General features: G+C 72.4%; 17 protein-coding genes and 1 pseudogene. 5 read left to right on the forward strand and 13 right to left on the reverse strand.

The window, feature by feature from the left end; genetic code table 11:
* Positions 1–7 precede the first annotated feature (7 nt).
* From ACO1BR_RS18745 to ACO1BR_RS18760, 4 genes are all read right to left on the reverse strand, one after another.
* Entirely contained in the window at positions 8–1,384 is a 1,377-nt protein-coding gene (locus ACO1BR_RS18745) for a phosphomannomutase/phosphoglucomutase (RefSeq protein WP_426796211.1), read from the reverse strand.
* A 106-nt stretch (positions 1,385–1,490) separates the two neighbouring features.
* Complete coding sequence (locus ACO1BR_RS18750) at positions 1,491–2,903, reverse strand: hypothetical protein (RefSeq protein WP_426796212.1); 1,413 nt, start codon at positions 2,901–2,903, stop codon at positions 1,491–1,493.
* Positions 2,900–3,712: a polyprenol monophosphomannose synthase gene (locus ACO1BR_RS18755; RefSeq protein ID WP_426796213.1), complete on the reverse strand. Its 813-nt coding sequence runs from the start codon at positions 3,710–3,712 to the stop codon at positions 2,900–2,902. Before ACO1BR_RS18755 ends, ACO1BR_RS18750 begins: the two co-directional genes overlap by 4 nt.
* A gap of 53 nt (positions 3,713–3,765) precedes the next feature.
* Positions 3,766–4,848, reverse strand: a complete 1,083-nt coding sequence (locus tag ACO1BR_RS18760) for a sugar phosphate nucleotidyltransferase (protein WP_426796214.1) — start codon at positions 4,846–4,848, stop codon at positions 3,766–3,768.
* Positions 4,849–4,964: 116 nt separating this feature from the next.
* Between ACO1BR_RS18760 and ACO1BR_RS18765 the strand changes: the two genes are divergently transcribed.
* Both ACO1BR_RS18765 and ACO1BR_RS18770 read left to right on the forward strand, forming a co-directional pair.
* Complete coding sequence (locus tag ACO1BR_RS18765) at positions 4,965–5,486, forward strand: GtrA family protein (protein ID WP_426796215.1); 522 nt, start codon at positions 4,965–4,967, stop codon at positions 5,484–5,486.
* A gap of 155 nt (positions 5,487–5,641) precedes the next feature.
* Positions 5,642–6,787 carry a HoxN/HupN/NixA family nickel/cobalt transporter gene (locus tag ACO1BR_RS18770; RefSeq protein WP_426796216.1) on the forward strand — a complete coding sequence of 382 codons (1,146 nt, stop codon included), beginning with the start codon at positions 5,642–5,644 and terminating at the stop codon, positions 6,785–6,787.
* Between the two features lie 269 nt (positions 6,788–7,056).
* Here ACO1BR_RS18770 and ACO1BR_RS18775 read toward each other — a convergent pair whose 3' ends face one another.
* The 3 genes from ACO1BR_RS18775 to ACO1BR_RS18785 are packed head-to-tail and all read right to left on the reverse strand — an operon-like array spanning position 7,057 to position 11,707.
* On the reverse strand, positions 7,057–8,628 hold the full coding sequence (locus ACO1BR_RS18775; RefSeq protein ID WP_426796217.1) for a GMC family oxidoreductase: 1,572 nt from the start codon (positions 8,626–8,628) through the stop codon (positions 7,057–7,059).
* Between the two features lie 26 nt (positions 8,629–8,654).
* Complete coding sequence (locus ACO1BR_RS18780; protein WP_426796218.1) at positions 8,655–10,241, reverse strand: APC family permease; 1,587 nt, start codon at positions 10,239–10,241, stop codon at positions 8,655–8,657.
* Complete coding sequence (locus ACO1BR_RS18785; RefSeq protein ID WP_426796219.1) at positions 10,238–11,707, reverse strand: aldehyde dehydrogenase family protein; 1,470 nt, start codon at positions 11,705–11,707, stop codon at positions 10,238–10,240. The genes ACO1BR_RS18780 and ACO1BR_RS18785 overlap by 4 nt, the downstream gene beginning before the upstream one ends.
* A 176-nt stretch (positions 11,708–11,883) precedes the next feature.
* On the opposite strand from ACO1BR_RS18785, the gene ACO1BR_RS18790 reads away from it, so the two are divergent.
* Positions 11,884–12,318 carry a DUF6314 family protein gene (locus tag ACO1BR_RS18790; RefSeq protein ID WP_426796220.1) on the forward strand — a complete coding sequence of 145 codons (435 nt, stop codon included), beginning with the start codon at positions 11,884–11,886 and terminating at the stop codon, positions 12,316–12,318.
* A gap of 17 nt (positions 12,319–12,335) precedes the next feature.
* Here ACO1BR_RS18790 and ACO1BR_RS18795 read toward each other — a convergent pair whose 3' ends face one another.
* A complete protein-coding gene (locus ACO1BR_RS18795) occupies positions 12,336–13,226 on the reverse strand; it encodes a class I SAM-dependent methyltransferase (RefSeq protein WP_426796221.1) in 891 nt (296 codons plus the stop codon).
* 10 nt (positions 13,227–13,236) lie between these two features.
* Positions 13,237–13,980, reverse strand: a complete 744-nt coding sequence (locus tag ACO1BR_RS18800; protein WP_426796222.1) for an ATP-binding cassette domain-containing protein — start codon at positions 13,978–13,980, stop codon at positions 13,237–13,239.
* 318 nt (positions 13,981–14,298) lie between these two features.
* Between ACO1BR_RS18800 and ACO1BR_RS18805 the strand changes: the two genes are divergently transcribed.
* Positions 14,299–15,117, forward strand: a complete 819-nt coding sequence (locus tag ACO1BR_RS18805; RefSeq protein WP_426796223.1) for an SAM-dependent methyltransferase — start codon at positions 14,299–14,301, stop codon at positions 15,115–15,117.
* A 64-nt stretch (positions 15,118–15,181) separates the two neighbouring features.
* On the opposite strand, the gene ACO1BR_RS18810 is transcribed toward ACO1BR_RS18805, so the two are convergent.
* Positions 15,182–16,090 carry a helix-turn-helix domain-containing protein gene (locus ACO1BR_RS18810; RefSeq protein ID WP_426796224.1) on the reverse strand — a complete coding sequence of 303 codons (909 nt, stop codon included), beginning with the start codon at positions 16,088–16,090 and terminating at the stop codon, positions 15,182–15,184.
* Between the two features lie 122 nt (positions 16,091–16,212).
* A complete protein-coding gene (locus ACO1BR_RS18815; protein WP_159507126.1) occupies positions 16,213–16,455 on the reverse strand; it encodes a DUF397 domain-containing protein in 243 nt (80 codons plus the stop codon).
* Positions 16,456–16,666: 211 nt separating this feature from the next.
* On the opposite strand from ACO1BR_RS18815, the gene ACO1BR_RS18820 reads away from it, so the two are divergent.
* Complete coding sequence (locus tag ACO1BR_RS18820; protein WP_426796225.1) at positions 16,667–17,203, forward strand: ATP-binding protein; 537 nt, start codon at positions 16,667–16,669, stop codon at positions 17,201–17,203.
* A gap of 594 nt (positions 17,204–17,797) precedes the next feature.
* Here the strand turns inward: ACO1BR_RS18820 and ACO1BR_RS18825 are convergent.
* Both ACO1BR_RS18825 and ACO1BR_RS18830 read right to left on the reverse strand, forming a co-directional pair.
* Positions 17,798–18,532 carry a pentapeptide repeat-containing protein gene (locus ACO1BR_RS18825; RefSeq protein WP_426796325.1) on the reverse strand — a complete coding sequence of 245 codons (735 nt, stop codon included), beginning with the start codon at positions 18,530–18,532 and terminating at the stop codon, positions 17,798–17,800.
* A gap of 292 nt (positions 18,533–18,824) precedes the next feature.
* Positions 18,825–19,109 (reverse strand): annotated as a pseudogene (locus ACO1BR_RS18830) (carboxymuconolactone decarboxylase family protein); the annotation flags it as partial.
* Positions 19,110–19,256 lie beyond the last annotated feature (147 nt).

Consider the following 19,256-nt stretch of genomic DNA (forward strand, 5'->3'; position numbering starts at 1 on the left):
CGGACGGTCAGCCGGCGGCCGGCCCCGCGGCGGGGCGGCGGACCATCTCCAGGACCTCGTCGCGCAGCGGCGTCAGCGAACTCCCGTCGGGGGCCTCGACGTTGAGGCGCAGCAGCGGTTCCGTGTTGGAGGGGCGGAGGTTGAACCAGCGGCCGTCGGCGAAGGCGACGGTGAGCCCGTCCAGGCGGTCGGTGGTGACCCCGTCGCGGTCGCGGTACGCGGCCTCGACCGCATCCAGGGTGCCGGCGATGTCGGTGACCCGGGAGTTGATCTCGCCGGAGGCCGCGTAGCGGGAGTAGCCGGCGACGAGTTCGGACAGCGGGCGGTCCTGTTCGCCGAGGGCGGCGAGGACGTGCAGGGCGGTGAGCATGCCGGTGTCGGCCCGCCAGAAGTCGCGGAAGTAGTAGTGGCCGGAGTGCTCGCCGCCGAACACCGCCTGGTGCTCGGCCATCTGCGCCTTCATGAAGGAGTGGCCGACGCGGGAGCGGACGGGGGTGCCGCCGTGCTCCCGGATGATCTCCACGGCGGCGGCCGAGGTGATGACGTTGTGGATGATCGCCGAGCCGGGGTTGTCGGCCAGTTCGCGGGCCGAGACCAGGCCGACGATGGCCGACGGGGAGACGGGCTCGCCGGTCTCGTCGATGAAGAAGCACCGGTCGGCGTCGCCGTCGAAGGCCAGCCCGATGTCCGCGCCGGACCGCTTGACCAGGTCCTGGAGGTCGCGCAGGTTCTCCGGGTCCAGGGGGTTGGCCTCGTGGTGGGGGAAGGTGCCGTCCAGCTCGAAGTAGAGCGGCACCAGGTCGAGGGGCAGGTCGGCGAACACGGCGGGGACGGTGTGCCCGGCCATGCCGTTGCCGGCGTCCGCCGCGACCTTCAGGCGCCGGATGCCGCCGAGGTCGACCAGGGTGTTCAGGTGGGCGGCGTACGCGGCGAGCAGGTCGCGGCGGACGGTGGTGCCGGGGACCGGCGCCGGGGCGGGGATGTCGTCGTTCTCCAGCCAGCCGCGGATATCGGCGAGTCCGGTGTCCTCGCCGATCGGGGCGGCGCCGGCCCGGCAGAGCTTGATGCCGTTGTCCCGGGCCGGGTTGTGGCTGGCGGTGATCATGACGCCGGGCAGGTCCAGGCTGCCCGAGCAGTAGTAGAGGTAGTCGGTGGAGCCGAGCCCGGCGTCGATCACATCGGCCCCGGCGGCGTTGGTGCCGGCCGCGAACGCCGCCGCCAGCTCGGGCGAAGTGGCGCGCATGTCCCGGGCGATGACGATCCGGTCGGCGCCGGTCAGGCGGATGAACAGCGCGCCGGCCTTCGCGGCGATGCCGGTGTCGAGCTGCGAGGGGACCTCGCCCCGGATGTCGTACGCCTTCACGAGGCGGGAGTAGTCGCGCATGAGCGGTGCGTTGCCTGTCTTTCGGGGAGGGGCGGGCAGGGGTGCGGGTGCGGGCGGGCGGTCTCCGGGACGCCCTGACCATGCGTCAGAGCGTCCCGGAGACTGTCTACGGCACCCTCGGTTGGGGTGCGGAATCCCGGAGTCCGGCGGCGTCGGCGGGGGCCCCGGACGCGTCGAACGGTCCGGCCGGCGGGTGTCCGGGCGGGTGGGCGGGGCTGCCGCAGCGCCGGCGGACCGCGCGCCGGACGACCTCGTCCACCAGGACCGGTACACCGGCGGCGACGATCAGCCACACCGCCGCGTACAGCCGCTCCGCCTGGAAGGTGACGGGGTGGGCGACGACCGTGGCGATGCCCGTGACGCCGAGTCCGGCGACCGTCAGGGCCAGCGGGACCGAGCGCCGCCACAGGCCCCACAGGGCCAGCGCGAGCGGGAGGACGAGTGCCGGCGCGAGGGCCTGGTGCTGGGCCCACTGCCACCAGAAGTTGTGGTTGAGGTGGAGCAGGTCCTGCCAGGGGGTGGCGACTTCGGGCTTGGTCCAGTGCTTGCTGAAGGTGTCCTGGAGGGTGGCCGAGGTGCCGGGCAGCTGCAGCAGCTTGCCGGTCACCGTGACGACGGCCACCGTGCCGGCCGACAGGCCGAACAGCCACCAGGTGCCCCGGTGCCGGGTGCGGCGTACCCAGATCAGCATCGCGGCAGCCGCCGCCGTCATGGTGACCGCCACCATCTGCGCGCTGGAGTACTTCACGCCCGCCGACACCGCCAGCGACGCCGCGTACACCACCGCGCCCGTACGGACCCGGCGCTGGAGCAGGCACACGGCCCCGTACAGCATCGACGCCAGCATCGCGAGCAGCGGCCCTTCGGCCAGGGGCAGGGTGCCCCAAGTGGCCAGCGGGGTCGCGTAGTAGAGGATCTGGCCGAGCAGCGCGAGCGCGGGGGAGAGCCCGATCCGGCGCAGCGCGGCCAGGAGGAAGAAGCCGCCCGCTGTGGTGAAGATCAGGGAGACCGCGCTCAGCCCGGACTTGGCGCCCATGAGGCCGACGAAGGGCGCCGCGATGAGCGGGTAGAGCGGCCGGGTCTCGAAGATCCGCTCGTAGCGCGGGTCGTTGGGCTTCAGCCCGTCGGCCTCGGCGGACTTCAGGCAGCGCTGGTGGCCCTTGGGGTCGCGCGGCTGCTGGAACTTCATCTCGTCCAGGAGCTGGCCGCGGTACCGGCGGTTCGCCTCGTCCTTGCAGTACGCCACCAGCGCCTTGTGCTGCGCCTCGGGCCGGCTGTCGCCGAGGTACTCGTACGCCTGACGGGCGTAGCGGTAGGAGTCGTTGGAGAAGAGCGAGGCCGGGAAGGCGAAGACGTGCAGCACCACGAACACCACCGCCACCAGGCCGGGGAGGGTGAGGGGGTGCCGTCCGCGGTCTCCGCGGCGGTGCCGGGAGCGCCGGACGGCGGTCGGCCGCTCCGGCGACCGGCCGGGGGCGTCCGCGACCCAGCTCGGGACGTGCTCGGTGTCGACACTCACCGCTCGGCCCCGCCGCGCGGCGTACGTAGGGACGCGAACCGGATCCTCCAGGGCATGATCGCGGACTCGATCTGGACGGCGGCCGACATCTTCGAGGCGCCGATCCGGCGCTCCTCGAAGTGGATGGGGACCTCCAGGGCGGTGAACCCGGCGCCGACCGCCTGGTACTTGAGCTCGACCTGGAAGCTGTAGCCGCTGGAGCGGACCCGGTCGAGGCGGGCGGTGCGGACCGCGTCGGCGCGCCACAGCACGAAACCGGCGGTGGCGTCCCGCAGTCCGGTCCGCAGCACGCCGCTGACGTAGCGGTTCGCCCAGCGGGAGAGCAGCCTGCGGTGCAGCCCCCACTCCGGGGCGAGCCGGCCGCCGCACACATACCTGCTGCCGACCACGACGGCCGCGCCGGTGGACAGCGCGCCCCCGAGCAGCTGCGGCACGTACTCGACGGGGTGGCTGCCGTCGGCGTCCATCTGGAGCACATAGGCGGCGCCGTCGGCGACCGCCTGGCTCATGCCCGCCGCATACGCCTTCCCCAGGCCCTCCTTGGCGGTGCGGTGCAGTACGCCGATCCGCCCCGGGTACTGCTCGGCGAGCCGCTCGGCGACCCGGCCGGTGCCGTCGGGGCTGTTGTCGTCGACGACCAGCAGGCGCAGGCCCGTGAGGCCGAGGTCCATCAGGTCGTGGGCGATACGGGGCAGGTTCTCGGCCTCGTTGTACGTCGGCATCACGACGGTCAGGGCGGTAGCCGCCCAGTCGTCGGTGAGCGGGGCCGGGAACCGTACGGCCGGGGTGGCGGGGGGTGAAGCGGGCACGTGCACGTTGCTTTCGTCGAGTACGGGAAGGGTGCGCGGCGCGTGGGCCGGGATCAGCAGTCGGAGGAGAAGCGCACGGAGATGTCCGGGAGGCGTGTGTCGCACCACACCCGCACTCCGCCGCGCAGTTCGTTGTCGGCGCCGACCACCGCGCCGTCGCCGACCACGGCACCGTCGATGACGGTGCGCGGGCCGATCCGGGCGCCGGCGCCGAGCAGGCTCCGGCCGATCCAGGCGCCCCGCGCGACGCGGGCGCCGGCGAGCAGGACCGAGCCCTCGACGACGGCGTCCGCGGCCACCTCGGCGCCCGCGCCGACGACGGTGCCGCCGCCGAGCTTGGCGCCCTCGGCGACCCGGGCCCCGGGCAGCACCAGATACTCACCGGGCGTACCAGGCAGGGCGGATGAGGCCACCACACCGCGGACGAGGTCCGCGGACGCCTGGACGAAGGCGTCGGGCCGGCCCAGGTCCAGCCAGTAGGTGCGGTCGACGACACCCAGCAGGTGGGCACCGTCGGCCAGCAGACCGGGGAAGGTCTCCCGCTCCACCGAGACCGCGCGGCCGGCGGGGATCGCGTCGATGACGTCCCGGCGGAAGACGTAGCACCCGGCGTTGACCTGGTCGGTGACGATCTCTTCCGGGCTGGTGGGCTTCTCGGTGAAGGCGAGCACCCGGCCGGTGTCGTCGGTCGGTACGAGCCCGAAGGCGCGCGGGTCGTCGACCCGGGTCAGGTGCAGGGTGACCGCCGCCCCGGCCGCGCGGTGCCGGCGCACCAGGTCGGCGATGTCGAGGCCGGTGAGGATGTCGCCGTTCAGGACGAGCACCGGGTCCGACGGGCCCGACTCCAGGGCGTCGGCGGCGGAGCGGATCGCGCCGCCGGTGCCGAGCGGCTCGTCCTCGGTGATGTAGGTCAGCCGCATCCCGAGCGCCGTGCCGTCGCCGAAGTAGGGCTCGAACACCTCGGCCAGATACGACGTGGCGAGCACCACATGATCCACCCCGGCCTCCTTGAGCCGGGCGAGCTGATGCGCCAGGAACGGCACACCGGCTGCCGGGACCATCGGCTTGGGGGTGTTCACCGTCAGCGGGCGCAGCCGTGTCCCCCGGCCGCCCACGAGCAGCACCGCTTCCGTCACTCGCTACTCCTTGTCGAGATAAGTTAACATCGCACAGCTTTTAAACTTCTTTGCAGTATGTTTACATCAAACGGATCAAGTGCGGCAAATGGCCGTTTCACCCGGAGTAAGGCCATATGAGACCCACTGGTTCCGTCCCCGACCGTGCCGGCCTGCGGCTGCGCCGCCTGATCGGCGAACTCGTCAAGTTCGGCGCGGTGGGCGGGCTCGGGGTGCTGGTCAACCTGGGTGTGTTCAACCTGTGCCGCGCGGTGACCGGCCTCGCGGTGGTCCGGTGCGGCGTGATCGCCACGGTCGTCGCGATCGCCTGCAACTACCTGGGCCTGCGGTACTTCGCCTATCGTGACCGCCAACGGGGCGGCCGTACCCGGGAGTTGACGCTCTTCGCGGTCTTCAGCGCGATCGGCCTGGTCATCGAGAACGGCGTGCTCTACGCGGCGACCTACGGCCTCGGCTGGAACGGCCCGCTCCAGAGCAACATCATCAAGTTCCTCGGCATCGGTGTCGCCACCCTGTTCCGCTTCTGGACCTACCGCACCCTGGTCTTCCGGCGGCCGGCGCCTGCGCCGGCCGGGCCGGCCGACTCGACCGGGCTGCCCGCCGCGCGCCGGCAGGATGCGGATCAGCTGGTGCGCTGAGTCGCGCCGGGGTGCGTGGCGCCGCCCCGTGGTCCGAACCTGTCACGGGCTTTACTGCGAGTTTGTTGCAAGTAAAACCAGCTCGCAGGAGGGTAGGGGCGTACACGTGTCTCCCGGCGGCGGCCGGGACAGCTTGGAAGAGAGCAGCGCCGCACATGACGACGTCCCCCTCCCTCACGCCGGCCAGTACGGCACCGCCCTCGCGCCGGCAGCGGATCGCCCGCTCGATGAGCCGGGCCGAGTGGGGGCGGATGGCGGGGATGGCCGGGTTCATTCTCGCGCTGCATGTGATCGGCTGGTTCACACTGGTGGCGATCGTGGCGCCGCAGCACTACAGCCTGGGCACCAAGAGCTTCGGGGTGGGCATCGGCGTCACCGCCTACACGCTGGGCATGCGGCACGCCTTCGACGCCGATCACATCGCCGCCATCGACAACACCACGCGGAAGCTGATGCACGAGGGGAAGCGGCCGTTGTCGGTCGGCTTCTGGTTCTCGCTGGGGCACTCCAGCGTGGTGTTCGCGCTGGCCCTGCTGCTCTCGCTGGGCGTCAAGGCGCTGGCCGGTCCGGTGAAGGACGACAACTCCCAGCTGCACGCGGTGACGGGGCTGATCGGCACCACCGTCTCCGGGGTCTTCCTCTATGTGATCGCCGCGATCAACATCGTGATCCTGGTGGGCATCTGGGGGGTCTTCCGGCGGATGCGGGCCGGTGACTTCGACGAGGCGGCGCTGGAGGAGCAGCTCAACAACCGGGGGTTCATGAACCGGCTGCTGGGCCGGGTGATGAAGTCGATCACCAAGCCGTGGCAGATGTACCCGCTGGGGCTGCTCTTCGGGCTCGGATTCGACACCGCAACCGAGATCGCGCTGCTGGTGCTCGCCGGCTCCGGCGCGGCCTCCGGACTGCCGTGGTACGCGATTCTGTGCCTGCCGGTGCTGTTCGCGGCGGGCATGAGCCTGCTCGACACCATCGACGGGTCGTTCATGAACTTCGCGTACGGATGGGCCTTCTCCAAGCCGGTCCGCAAGGTCTACTACAACCTCACCATCACCGGGCTGTCGGTCGCCGTGGCCCTGATCATCGGCACCGTCGAACTCCTGGGGCTGCTCGCCGACAAGCTCGGGCTGCACGGCTTCTTCTGGGACTGGATCGCCGGCCTGGACCTGAACGTCATCGGCTTCGCCATCGTGGGCGTCTTCTTCGCCACGTGGGTGGTGGCGCTCGCCATTTGGAAGTTCGGCCGCATCGAGGAGAAGTGGTCGGCGCAGGTCCGGCCGGCGGCGGAGCGGGCCGAGTGACGACCTGACGTCGGCCCGCCACCGGGGCCGCCACCGTGCCCGGCCGGGCGCCCTGGTGGGGGAAGCCGTCGCGGCGGTTGCGGTGCAGGGTGAAGCGGTCGAAGAGCACGGGACGGGGAGCCGGGTCGGCATGCGGGCTGCGTCACATGTCGCCTCCTGGGCCTCGGGAAACGGAAGGAGGCTCACAGGAGTGGGGGACGGGCGCGGACCGGGCGGTGGGAGGGCGGGTGAACGGGGGGGAACTCAGCCTCGGGGAGGGGAGTTCGGTGTCATTCGGCGCGGATCAGGTCGGCGCACTTCTCGCCGATCATCATCGTCGTGATGCACGGGTTGGTGGTCGTCAGGAGCGGCATCGCCGAACCGTCCGCCACCCGCAGCCCGGTGACGCCCTTGACGCGGAGCTGCGGGTCCAGCGGGGCGGCCGGATCGCCCGGGGCGCCCATCTGGACGGTGCAGGCCGGGTGGTAGACGGTGTTGTGGGTGGTGCGGATGTAGTCCAGCAGATCGTCGTCGGTGCGCGCGGCGGGGCCCGGGGCGAGTTCGGTGCCGGCCCAGTCGGCCATCGGGGGCTGGGAGACGATGTCGCGGGCCAGCCGGAGGCCGTAGGTCATCACCCGGACGTCGTGCTCGTCGGTGAAGTAGCGGGGGTCGACCTTCGGCTTGTCGCGGAAGTCGCGGGTCCGCAGCCGGACGGTGCCGCGGGAGCGGGCGCGGGTGACGTTCGGGGTGAGGCAGAACGCGTTCTCCGAGGTGGGGTAGCCGCGGCGGTAGGTGTTCATGTCGAAGGGCACCGACCCGTAGTGGAACATCAGGTCGGGGCGGTCCAGGCCGGGCTCGGTGTCGTAGAAGATGCCGATCTCCCACCACTGCGTGGAGGAGTCCACCATCGGCTGCCTGGCGTCCCACATGATGACGCCCTCGGGATGGTCCTGGAGGTTGGCGCCGACGCCCGGGGAGTCGACCAGCGGCTCGATGCCGGTGGCGCGGAGGTGGTCGGCCGGGCCGATGCCGGAGAGCATCAGCAGCTTGGGGGAGTCGATGGCGCCGCAGGAGACGACGACCTCGCGGCGGGCGCCGACGGTGCGGGTGCGGATCAGGTCGGGCGCAAGGTAGTCCACTCCGGTGCAGCGCCGCGCGGAGTCGAAGCGCAGCCGCTTGGCCTGGACTCCGGTGCGCACGTCGAGGTTGCGGCGGGTGCCCAGGAGCGGGTGGAGGTAGGAGACCGAGGCGGACGAACGGGTGCCGTCGGGGCGGCAGTTGATCTGGAACCAGTTCGCGCCCCGGACGACGGTCTCGCCGGTGTTGAACGGGGTGGTGGGGATGCCCGCCGCCGCACAGGCTTCCAGCAGGGCGACCCCGCAGGGGTCCTTGGCCGGGACGGTGCGGAGGGTGACCGGGCCGCTGCGGCCGTGGTGGCCGCCGGGGGCGTCGTTGGTCTCCAGCCGCTGGAACAGCGGGAAGCAGTCGGCCGCGCTCCAGCCCGTACAGCCCCTGGCGGCCCACTCGTCGAGGTCTTCGGCGGGGGCCCAGAAGGCGATGCAGGAGTTGTGCGAGGAGCAGCCGCCCAGCACCCGGGCGCGGGCGTGCCGCATGAAGCTGTTGCCGTTCTCCTGCGGCTCGACGGGATAGTCCCAGTCGTAGCCGGATTCGAGGAGCGCCATCCAGCGGTCCAGCCGCAGGATGTTCTCGTCGCCGACGTCGGAGGGCCCGGCCTCCAGCAGGCACACGGTGACGGACGGGTCCTCGCTGAGCCGGGCCGCGACGACGGCGCCGGCCGTGCCGCCGCCGACCACGACGTAGTCGAACGAGTCGAGCTGGTCCACCGGGGCTTCTCGGTCCATCGTGCCGTCTCCAGGTCTGGGGAGGGTCAGGGGGCGGTGTCGCCGCCGGCGTCGGCGGCATGCGCGGCGAGGACGCCGGTGCGGTGGCGCTGGACGCACCAGTAGTAGGCGAAGCCGCCGAGCGCCACGACGCCGATGAACAGGAAGGCGCCCCAGCGCAGATACCAGTGCTGCGGGCCGGTCGCGTTGTAGACCGCGGCGCGCGGCCAGGCGAGGTTGACGGACATCCCCAGGCCCCAGAGGACGGCGACGACGTTCACCGGCAGCCCGAACCTGCCGAGCGAGAACCGGCCGGGCACCGGCGTCCACCGACCGCGCAGCCGCTGCACCAGCATCGGCAGCGTGACCAGCAGATACGCCAGGTAGATCATGATGATCGCGATGCTGGTGATCACCGAGAAGATCTGCGGCTGGTTGACGTTGATGAGCAGGATGCCGACCCCGACCAGGCCGATGACGATCGCGGGCAGCACCGGCGTCTGGAAGCGCGGGCTCACCCTGGCGAGCAGGGACGACGCCGGGAGGTTGTTGTCCCGGGCCATCGCGAAGGCGAGCCGGATGCCCGCGGTGTGCACCGCCAGTTCGCAGACGGTGATCGCGATGACCACACACCACAGCACCAGCTGCCCCACGGTCGACCCCAGGGTGGAGAGCACCACGTACTGGAGTCCGTCCACCGACAGCTGCCGGGAGTGCAGATCGGGGACCGCCAGCAGGGCGAACAGCAGGATCAGGCCGCCGATGACGAATGAGGCGACCAGCGCCCGCAGGATCGCGCGGGGCGCGTTGCGGGCCGGGTCCTTGGACTCCTCGCCGAGCGACGACGCCGTGTCGAAGCCGTACATGACGTACGCGGAGGCCAGCGAGGCGGTCAGGAACGCGCCGAAGTAGCCCAGGCTCTCACCGCGGCCCAGGCCGAAGGTCTGGGTCACCGCGGCGGGCCCGCGGGTGATGTGCGCGGCGAGCAGCAGGATCAGCACGACGGCGGCGATCAACTCGATCGCCACACCGGCCGAGTTGATGCGTGCCATCAGCTTCACGCCGAACGCGTTGATCAGCGTGGTGAAGGCGATGAGCGCCGCGCCGAGCAGCACCGCGTTGGCCGCCGCGTCGGTCTGCCCGGTGCCGTTGCCGATGAACTGGAACCACGACGAGATCTGCGGCAGCGTCACCTGGTACGCCAGTGCCACCGCGGCCAGCGAGACCATCGAGGCGGTCAGCATCATCCAGCCGCCCAGCCAGCCCACGTGCGGACCGCCCAGCTGCTTGGCCCAGTTGTAGATCGAACCGGCCACCGGATAGCGGGCGGCCAGCTCGCAGAAGCACAGTGCCACCATCAGCTGGCCCGCGAAGACCATCGGCCAGGACCACCAGTACGCCGGCCCGCCGTGGCTGACGCCGAAGTAGAACAGCTGGAAGGTGCCGGTGAGGATCGAGATGTAGCTGATGCCGGCGGCGAAGGTGTGGAAGTTGCCGAGGGTGCGCTTGAGTTCGGGCTTGTAGCCGAGCTCGGCGAGCGCGCCGTCGTCGTGGGAACCGCCGTCCGGCGCACCGTCCGCGCCGGCACCCGGGCGTACGGAACCGGGAGCGGAGTCGGATTCGGCGCCGGTCACTCGAACCACCTCTGCGGACGCGGGGCCGTGTTGCGCCAGATGTGCTTGGCCTCCTGGTACTCCGCCAGTCCGGCCGGCCCCAGCTCGCGCCCGATGCCGGACTGCTTCATCCCGCCCCACTCGGCCTGCGGGACGTACGGATGGAAGTCGTTGATCCACACGGTGCCCGCCCGCAAACGGGCGGCGACCCGGTGGGCACGCTCGCCGTCCTGCGTCCACACGGCGCCGGCGAGCCCGTACACCGTGTCGTTGGCGAGCGACACCGCCTCGTCCTCGTCCCGGAAGCGCTCCACGGTCAGCACCGGCCCGAACGACTCGTCGCGCACCACGGACATGTCCGGGGTGCACTCGTCCAGCACCGTCGGCAGGTAGTAGAAGCCGTCCGCCAGCTCCGGGTCGTCCGGCGCCCTGCCGCCGCAGCGCAGGACGGCGCCCTCCGCGATCCCGGCCGCCACATACGCCTCGACCTTCGCCCGGTGCGCCGCGGAGATCAGCGGACCGGTGCGGGCCAGCTCGTCGAACGGCCCGCCCAGCGGGATCCGCTGGGCCCGGGCCACCACCTCCTCGACGAACTTGTCGTGCAGCTGCTCCTGGACCAGCAGCCGGGCCCCCGCCGAGCAGACCTGCCCGGAATGCAGGAAGACCGCCATCAGGGCGTAGTCGACCGCGGTGTCGAAGTCGGCGTCCGCGAAGACGATGTTGGGGTTCTTGCCGCCCAGTTCGAGCGCGATCTTCTTGACGGTGGGCGCGGCGGCGGCCATGATCCGGCGGCCGGTGAGCAGCCCGCCGGTGAACGACACCATGTCCACCCGGGGATCCTCGGTCAGCGGCGCGCCCACGTCCGGGCCGGTGCCCAGCACCAGGTTGGCCACCCCGTCCGGCACCCCCGCCTCCGCCAGCAGCCGCATCAGGTGGATCGCGGTGTGCGGGGTCAGCTCGCTCGGCTTGAGGACGAACGTGTTGCCGGTGACCAGGGCCGGGGCGACCTTCCAGGCGGTCTGCAGCAGCGGGTAGTTCCACGGCGTGATCAGCGCGCAGACCCCCACCGGCTCGTGCCGCACCGAGCTGTCGGTCTCCGCGTCGCCGGTGTCCACCACCCGGTCGGTACCGCCGGCCGCGCCGAGATTGCCGAAGTACCGGAAGCAGTTGGCGATGTCGTCCATGTCGTACGCGCTCTCCACCAGCCGCTTCCCGGTGTCCAGGGACTCGGCGCGGGCCAGCGTGTCCTTGTCGCGCTCCAGCAGTTCGGCGACCCGCAGGACGATGCGGCCCCGCTCGGCGGCCGGCGTACGCGGCCAGGACCCGTCGTCGAACGCGATACGGGCGGCGGTGATCGCCGCCGCCACGTCCTTCGGCCCGCCCTCGTCGACGGTCGCGACCAGCCGGCCGTCCGCCGGGCAGCGGATCTCCCGCCCCCGCCCGTCGGCCGCTGCGGTCCACTGACCGCCGATGAACAGCTCCGGCATGGGGTGGGGCCTCCGGTCTCGGTCTCCGGGCGGGCGGATGCGTAGCGGTAGCGATCTCGGTACCGAGCGTAGGGCGGGTGCCAAAAGACCGCACGGCGCGCGGGGCCGGGGGAGAGGCCCGCGGGGCGGGTTGGGGCCGATGGGGTGACGGCGCGGCCCTCCGGGACAATGGCGGCATGCATCCGGTTCCCGACGCGGCCGCCTATCTGGCCGGCCGCTGGCACATCGAGCGTGCCGTGTACGACCTGCGGACCGGCGCCGAGGGCAGCTTCCGGGGCACCGCCGACTTCCGCCCGGACGGCGCCGGCGGCGCGCTGCTGCACGTCGAGGAGGGCGAACTTGCCTGGGGCGGGGCGGTACACCCGGCCACCCGCACGCTGCGGCTGCTGCCCCGGCCCGACGGCACCGCCGCCGTCACCTTCGCCGACGGCCGCCCCTTCCACGACCTAGATCTGCGGACCGGCCGCTGGACCGCCGGCCACCCCTGCGCCGAGGACCACTACGCGGGAACCTTCACCGCGGTCGGCGCCGACCGCTGGGACCTGGAGTGGCGGGTCGGCGGCCCGGCCAAGGAGCAGCTGCTGCGGTCGGTGTACCGCCGCGGCGCCTGACCCCTGTCGTCGGCCGGCTACGGCTTCACCGCCTTCAGGGCGTACAGCAGCGGGATGATCGGCTCGGACGGCGGCAGCCGCCACCAGCCGTTCTCGGACGGCACCATCGACGGGAAGCGCGGCCAGGGCAGCAGCTCGGTCTCGCGGACCCGCCGGACCGTCAGCCCGGCTCCGACCACCGCCGAGACGACCTCGCCGACGCCGTGCCGCCAGGAGTAGCTCGTCGTGGCGCCGCGCAGCGGCGGGCCGTCGGTGTACGTGGCGGGGGAGTCGTTCCGGATGGCGCCCCGGCCGGCCAGGTAGTCATGGCGCAGGACGAGGCGGCGGCCGTCCTCGTCCGGGCCCGGCGTCGGGCCCAGCGAGTCGAGCAGCGGATGGAACTCCACCAGGTAGAACGTCCCGCCCGGCCGCAGGAGTTCGGCGACGATGCCCGCCCAGACGGTGACGTCGGGGATGTAGCACAGCGCGCCCTTGCCGGTGTAGATCACATCGAACCGGCGGTCCCCGAGCGCCTCGACCGCCCGGTGCACATCCGCCCGGACGAACTCCATGTCCCGGCCCGCCTCGCCGGCCAGCCGACGGGCCTGGGCGACCGCCTCGGCGGAGATGTCGAGCCCCACCGCCCGCGCGCCCCGGTCGGCGAAGGCCGCCGTCTCGGTCCCCAGATGGCACTGGAGATGCAGCACATCGCGCCCGGCCAGCTCACCGAGGTCCGTCCACTCGAACGGCGCGAACCAGTCCTCGGCGGTCCGCGAGCCGTCCAGGCCGTAGAACGCGCTGGCCACATGGACGGGCGTACGGGCATCCCAGTTGGCCTGGTTGGCGCGCACCATCTCGTCGGTGCTGGGAGCGCGGGGCGACGGGGCCGGGTGAGCGGTGGTCGGGGGCTCGCTCTGCTCTGTGGTCATACCCCCTCTTCTATCGGGCGCCCCCGCTCGCACACCAGGGCGCGGGTCGAGCCGCCCCGGCCCCCTGCGGGTCGTCGCTGCCGACGGTGGTCACCGTCCCCCGGGCGAGCGTCACCCGCCGGGGCGCGCGCCGGGCCAGGGCGTCGTCCTCGGTGGCGATGACGCAGGTGAGCCGTCGCTCGCTCCACAACCTGGCCAGCAGCTCGGTGAACTCCGCGCGCGCGGCGGCGGGCAGGGCGGCCGTCGGCCGGTCCGCCAACAGCGCGGTGGGCCGCTTGACGAGAGCCCGCGCCAGCGCGGTACGGCGCCGCGCCTGGGCGTCCAACTCGCCCGGCAGGAAGTCCATGTGGCCCGACAGCCCGACCTCGTCCAGCGCGTCGCCGGCCAGTTCCCAGCGGTCCGCGGGATGCAGCCGCAGGGGGACGAGGGCGCCGGACACGTTCTGGCGGGCGGTGAGGCCCGGTACCAGCCCGGCGTCGGGGCCGGGGCCGAGCAGGCCGATGGACTCGGTGCGGATCCGGGCGAGCCGGGACTCGGTCACCGTGGCCAGATCCGTGCCGTCGAGCTCGACGCTGCCGTGCGTGGGGCGCTCCAGCCCCGCCAGGATCCGCAACAGCGTCGACCTGCCCCCGTCGGGCGGCCCCTGGAGGACGAGGGTGCCGCCGTCCTCGACGTAGAGCCCGATGCCGTCCAGCGCCCGCACCACGTCGCCGCCGTCGCGGTAGCACTTGGTCACGCCGGTCAGGTGGTACATGGTGCACGCTCCTCCAGGACCGCGGGGCTGTGGGCCGCGGGCCTGGTGTCACCGTAGGGGCGGGGTGTGACCGGGTGATGAGCGGAGAGTGAGAGGTCGATGAGAAAACGGGGCGTTCCGGGCGAAGGGTGAACCGGGACGGGCCCGGGCGAGCCCGGACGGGGTGCGGGTCCCGCCGCATCGGCCTCTCCCGCCACTGGCGTCGCGCAACGGAATTCCGCTGCGGACCGCAACACCCCTGTTGCGGTGGGTATGTTGGACGCCGCACAGAGTGGTCGTGCAGTTACCGGCGCCGTGCCCCGACGGGAAGAGTGTGGAATGAGCCAAGATGTCCAGCCGCAGTCCAGCACCGTCGATGTGAGCATCCCGAGTGTCGCACGGATGTATGACTACTACCTCGGCGGCAAGGACAACTACGCCGTCGACCGCGAGGCGTGCGAGGAGCTGAGCAAGGTCGTGCCCAGCACCCAGGTGCTGGCGATCAACAACCGGCGCTTCCTGCGGCGCGTGGTCCGCTGGCTGGCCCAGGAGCACGGCATCCGGCAGTTCGTCGACCACGGATCGGGCCTGCCGACCCAGGACAACGTCCACCAGGTCGCCCAGCAGATCGACCCCGACTCCCGTGTGGTGTACGTCGACAACGACCCGATCGTGCTGGCGCACGGCCGGGCGCTGCTGGAGGAGAACGAGAACACCGCCGTCATCCAGGCCGACATGCGGGACACCGAGGGCATCTTCGGCCACCCGGAGGTTGAGCGGCTGATCGACCTCAAGGAGCCGGTCGCCGCGCTGTTCGTGTCGGTGCTGCACTGCATCCCGGACGCGGACGACCCGGCGGCGCTGGTCCGCCGGGTCGCCGAACGGCTGGTGCCGGGAAGCTTCCTGGTGGTGTGTCAGCTGGTGAGCGAGGACGCCGCGACCCGGGAATTCGTCACCGAGTTCATGCGGGTGAGCACCCACGGCAACTGGGGCCGGGTGCGGCAGGAGCACGAGCTGCGGGCGTTCTTGGACGGGCTGGAGGTCCAGGAGCCGGGGCTGGTGGAGGTGTCGACGTGGCTGCCGGACGCCTCGGACGTCGGCCCGAAGCAGCTGACCAAGGAGTGGATCGAGTTCGGCGGGGTCGCGCGGAAGCCGTAGTCCCGGCACGGGCGGTGAGCCGGCAGGGGAGGCGAGGACGTCACCTCCCCTTCGGGCGGTGGTGTCAGCTGTACTGCCCGAGCAGCCGGTCGAGTATCGCCAGCGACTCGCGCGGTGACTCGGCCTGGGCGCTGAGCCGGTCCATCACCGCCAGGTAGTGATCGACGTCGTCGCGCTTGTCGAGATAGAGCGCGCTGGTCAGCTGCTCCAGGTAGACGATGTCCGGGAGATCCGGCTCCAGGAAGCGGAGGATGGTGATCGGGCCGCCCGCCGCGGCGAGGCCGCCGAGGGCGAAGGGGGCTATCTGGAGGGTGACGTTGGGCAGTTGGGCGACGGTCAGCAGATGGCCGAGCTGATCGGCCATCACCTCGTCGCCGCCGAGCGGACGCCGCAGGCACGCTTCGTCGATGACGGCCCAGAAGCGCGGCGCGTCCTTGACGGTCAGCAGCTTCTGCCGCTCCAGGCGCAGCCGCACCCGCTGCTCGGTCTCCTCGGGGCCGGCCCCGGGGTGCCCCAGCCGGGAGACGGCGCGGGCGTAGTCGGCGGTCTGCAACAGGCCCGGTACGAACTGGACTTCGTAGGTGCGGATGACCGAGGCGGCCTCTTCGAGGCCGATGTGGGTCTCGAACCAGCTGGGCAGCACATCGCTGTACTGGTGCCACCAGCCTGGGGTGCTGGTACGGCGGGCGAGGGTGAGGAATCCGGCGCGGGCCTCGGCGTCCGTGACGTCGTAGAGCGTCAGCAGATCGGCGACATCGCGCTCCTTGCAGCCCACCCGGCCCAGTTCCAGCCGGCTGATCTTGGCGTGGGAGGCGCGGATGTGGTCCCCGGCGGCCTCGCGGGTGATGCCCGCGGCTTCCCGGAGTCTGCGCAGCTGGGTGCCCAGCACGATGCGCAGTACGGTCGGGCCGCCCCTCGGGTGTTCCAGATAGCGGCGCAGGGACGGTTCGCTGCTCGGCTGCGCGGCGCTCATGCTGACTCCCCTGAGTGGTCGGGCGAACGCCCAGTGTCCCATTGCCTGTTGTGGTCGTGCAGCCGCGCCGACTATCCGGCCGACATATGCCTGAGTCTCGTCGGTCCTTGGCCGTCCCGCGGTCAGTCGCGGGCGATCAGATGGTCGAAGTCGCCGTCCTTGGCGCCCTGGACGAAGGCCGCCATCTCGTCGTGGGTGTAGATCAGCGCGGGGCCCGCGGGGTGACGCGAGTTGCGTACCGCGACTCCCCCGTCGGGAAGGAGCGCCAGTTCAACGCAGTTGCCACTGGGGTTGCTGCGGCGGCTCTTGCGCCAGACCGCACCGTCGATGCCGGTCGCCGGCATGCCGTTGGTCATCGATTCCATCAGAGCTGCTCCCTTGCCGGATGGTGCTCTCGGTACCGGTCCGGGGCGCGATCACCGTGGCGTGATCCCGCCCCTGGACTGCCGTCCTTGCCGAGGTAATTGCAGATGCACTTGCAGCGAGGGACGGTTGACGAGGATATTAGCCCTCCGGAGCAGCCCCGCCCAGAGTTGCCGACGCGCCCAGCCCCGTACGCCCTTCGCGGAGATCGTGATGACCACATATCCGGCAGAGCCCGAGCACGACGCCCTCCGGGAGGGAGCGGTACCGGTAGCGGAGCGGGGCAACGGCGCGGCGCACGGCGGCTGGTGGATGCCGGGGGCGAACGGCTTCGCGGCCTGCGCGCTCAGCGGATCGGCGTGCACCGTGGCGGAGGCGCGGCAGTTCACCCGGACCACGCTCCAGGGCTGGCGGATGTGCCCCGGACTCGCCGATGACGCGGTGCTGGTCGTCTCCGAACTCGTCACCAACGCTTTGCGACACGGCGCCGGCGAGACCCGACGCACCCTCAACTATGCTGGCCCCGAACCGTTTTGTCATGCCTGGCTGGCGCTGACCCGGCAGGAGCGCGGCGTGCTGTGCGCCGTCTCGGACGCCGGTGCCACCGCGCCCGTCCTCCGGGACCGGGACGAGCTGGCCGAGTCCGGACGCGGGCTGCACCTCGTCGAGCTGCTCAGTGACGCCTGGGGGTGGACACCGCCGGACCGCGCGGGCAAGACGGTGTGGGCGACGGTGTCGGCGCGTGGCTGAGGCGGCGGTGCGTGGCTGAGGCGGCGGTGCGCTTCCGGGATCCGGGCGTGGCATGCGCCATGGCGGCAACGCACCTTCTATGCAACCAAGTTCAGAGGGTTTCCGTGGATTGCCGTCGAAGAGCCCGCGCGCGACGTCCTGCGGCTAGCCGCCTGCCCCCATGATGGCTCCCCGGACCGGTCGGAGGGTGGTCACCCGACGTACTCGGCATCCGGTTCGGACGCGTCATGGGTGCGGATACTCAGGTGCGCCGGTGAGTATCCGTGCGGCGGGGCGGCGGGGCGAGGCGCGCCTCGACGCGGTCGACGGCTGTCTGGGCGCCGAACGCGGCGAGGCGGACCAGGTCGGCATCGCCCGACAAGTCGATGGGTGCCGTGGAGCGCCAGAACTCCACGTCCCCGGCGGTGAGTTGGTCCGGTGCGAGGGCGGTCAGCAGGGCCAGTGCAGCGGCCGGGCGGTCGGCGCCGCGGAGCCCGGTGAGCGCGTCGTAGAGCCAGGACCGGGCCGCGGGGTGACGGCTGGTCGGTTCGCCGCCGGGTGGGCGGAGTCCGTGCTCGGTCACCGTGGTCCGTACCCGTGCCCGGACGGCGTCGGTCAGGGCGGGGTGGTCGGCGTCCGTGGCGACGGCACGGAGTGCGGCCAGTGCGGCGTGTGGGGGTGGGGCGCCGGCGCCTCCCGGCAGATCGCCTCCCGGCAGATCGCCTCCCGGCAGATCGCCTCCCGGCAGATCGCCTCCCGGCAGATCGCCTCCCGGCAGATCGCCTCCCGGCAGATCGCCTCCCGGCAGATCGCCTCCCGGCAGATCGCCTCCCGGCAGATCGCCTCCCGGCAGATCGCCTCCCGGCAGATCGCCTCCCGGCAGATCGCCTCCCGGCAGATCGCCTCCCGGCAGATCGCCTCCCGGCAGATCGCCTCCCGGCAGATCGCCTCCCGGCAGATCGCCTCCCGGCAGATCGCCTCCCGGCAGATCGCCTCCCGGCAGATCGCCTCCCGGCAGATCGCCTCCCGGCAGATCGCCTCCCGGCAGATCGCCTCCCGGCAGATCGCCTCCCGGCAGATCGCCTCCCGGCAGATCGCCTCCCGGCAGATCGCCTCCCGGCAGATCGCCTCCCGGCAGATCGCCTCCCGGCAGATCGCCTCCCGGCAGATCGCCTCCCGGCAGATCGCCTCCCGGCAGATCGCCTCCCGGCAGATCGCCTCCCGGCAGATCGCCTCCCGGCAGATCGCCTCCCGGCAGATCGCCTCCCGGCAGATCGCCTCCCGGCAGATCGCCTCCCGGCAGATCGCCTCCCGGCAGATCGCCTCCCGGCAGATCGCCTCCCGGCAGATCGCCGGCCGGCAGGCGGGCCGGGCGCCGCCACGGCGGTCCGAACCGCGGCACCCGCCCGGTCAGCAGGGCCCCGGCGAGGCGGTTGAGGAAGTGGCACACCAGCGCGGTGGCGAGGTATTCGGGGAGGTGGTCGGCCGGGGTGGGCGGCGCGGCCGGGGCGGCGGCGCCCGAGGTGGCGGCGCCCGAGGTGGCGGTGGCCGCGCCCCAGGCCAGCAGTTCCGCGTGGCCGGCATCGCCCGGGGTGCCGCCGGTGCGCACGGTCCGGGCCAGGGCGGGGTGGCCGGCGGCCCGGAGCGTGCGGACGTGGGTGTGCAGGCAGGGCGCGCAGCGGTTGGCTCGCGCCACGCCCGCCGCCACCAACTCCCGGGCCGTGCGCGGGGCGCGGCCGGTCACCAGGCAGGCGCGTACCGCGACCCAGGTCGCGTCGAACAGGGCGGGCGCGGGGGAGAGGAGGCGGAACTCCGCCGGGGGCGAGCTGAGGCCGAAGGCGCGCGCCAACTCTCCGTGGACGGCGGTGCGTTGACCGCCCTCCGCGGTCGGGTCCACGGGGGAGGTGAAGCGGAAGGGGCTCGGCACGGCGGTCTCCAGTTCTGGGTGCGGCGGCCCCGCACGGCCGCCTCCGGAACCGATCCTCGCCGCCCGATCGCCGCGGATCGTCCTCCGCAGGGCGGCCGTTGCCCTTACCGCACCCGGAGCGCCTACGGGCCCCGCCTACTTCCGCGG

Source organism: Streptomyces sp. YGL11-2, from assembly GCF_050054615.1.
Lineage (GTDB): Bacteria > Actinomycetota > Actinomycetes > Streptomycetales > Streptomycetaceae > Streptomyces.

Coding starts and splice junctions, on each gene's coding strand:
- ACO1BR_RS18800 (WP_426796222.1), bottom strand. CDS start 13,980: ATGTACCACCTGACCGGCGTGACCAAGTGCTACCGCGACGGCGGCGAC.
- ACO1BR_RS18815 (WP_159507126.1), bottom strand. CDS start 16,455: ATGGAATCGATGACCAACGGCATGCCGGCGACCGGCATCGACGGTGCG.
- ACO1BR_RS18775 (WP_426796217.1), bottom strand. CDS start 8,628: ATGGACCGAGAAGCCCCGGTGGACCAGCTCGACTCGTTCGACTACGTC.
- ACO1BR_RS18795 (WP_426796221.1), bottom strand. CDS start 13,226: ATGACCACAGAGCAGAGCGAGCCCCCGACCACCGCTCACCCGGCCCCG.
- ACO1BR_RS18820 (WP_426796225.1), top strand. CDS start 16,667: ATGACCACATATCCGGCAGAGCCCGAGCACGACGCCCTCCGGGAGGGA.
- ACO1BR_RS18765 (WP_426796215.1), top strand. CDS start 4,965: ATGAGACCCACTGGTTCCGTCCCCGACCGTGCCGGCCTGCGGCTGCGC.
- ACO1BR_RS18810 (WP_426796224.1), bottom strand. CDS start 16,090: ATGAGCGCCGCGCAGCCGAGCAGCGAACCGTCCCTGCGCCGCTATCTG.
- ACO1BR_RS18790 (WP_426796220.1), top strand. CDS start 11,884: ATGCATCCGGTTCCCGACGCGGCCGCCTATCTGGCCGGCCGCTGGCAC.
- ACO1BR_RS18770 (WP_426796216.1), top strand. CDS start 5,642: ATGACGACGTCCCCCTCCCTCACGCCGGCCAGTACGGCACCGCCCTCG.
- ACO1BR_RS18805 (WP_426796223.1), top strand. CDS start 14,299: ATGAGCCAAGATGTCCAGCCGCAGTCCAGCACCGTCGATGTGAGCATC.
- ACO1BR_RS18785 (WP_426796219.1), bottom strand. CDS start 11,707: ATGCCGGAGCTGTTCATCGGCGGTCAGTGGACCGCAGCGGCCGACGGG.
- ACO1BR_RS18745 (WP_426796211.1), bottom strand. CDS start 1,384: ATGCGCGACTACTCCCGCCTCGTGAAGGCGTACGACATCCGGGGCGAG.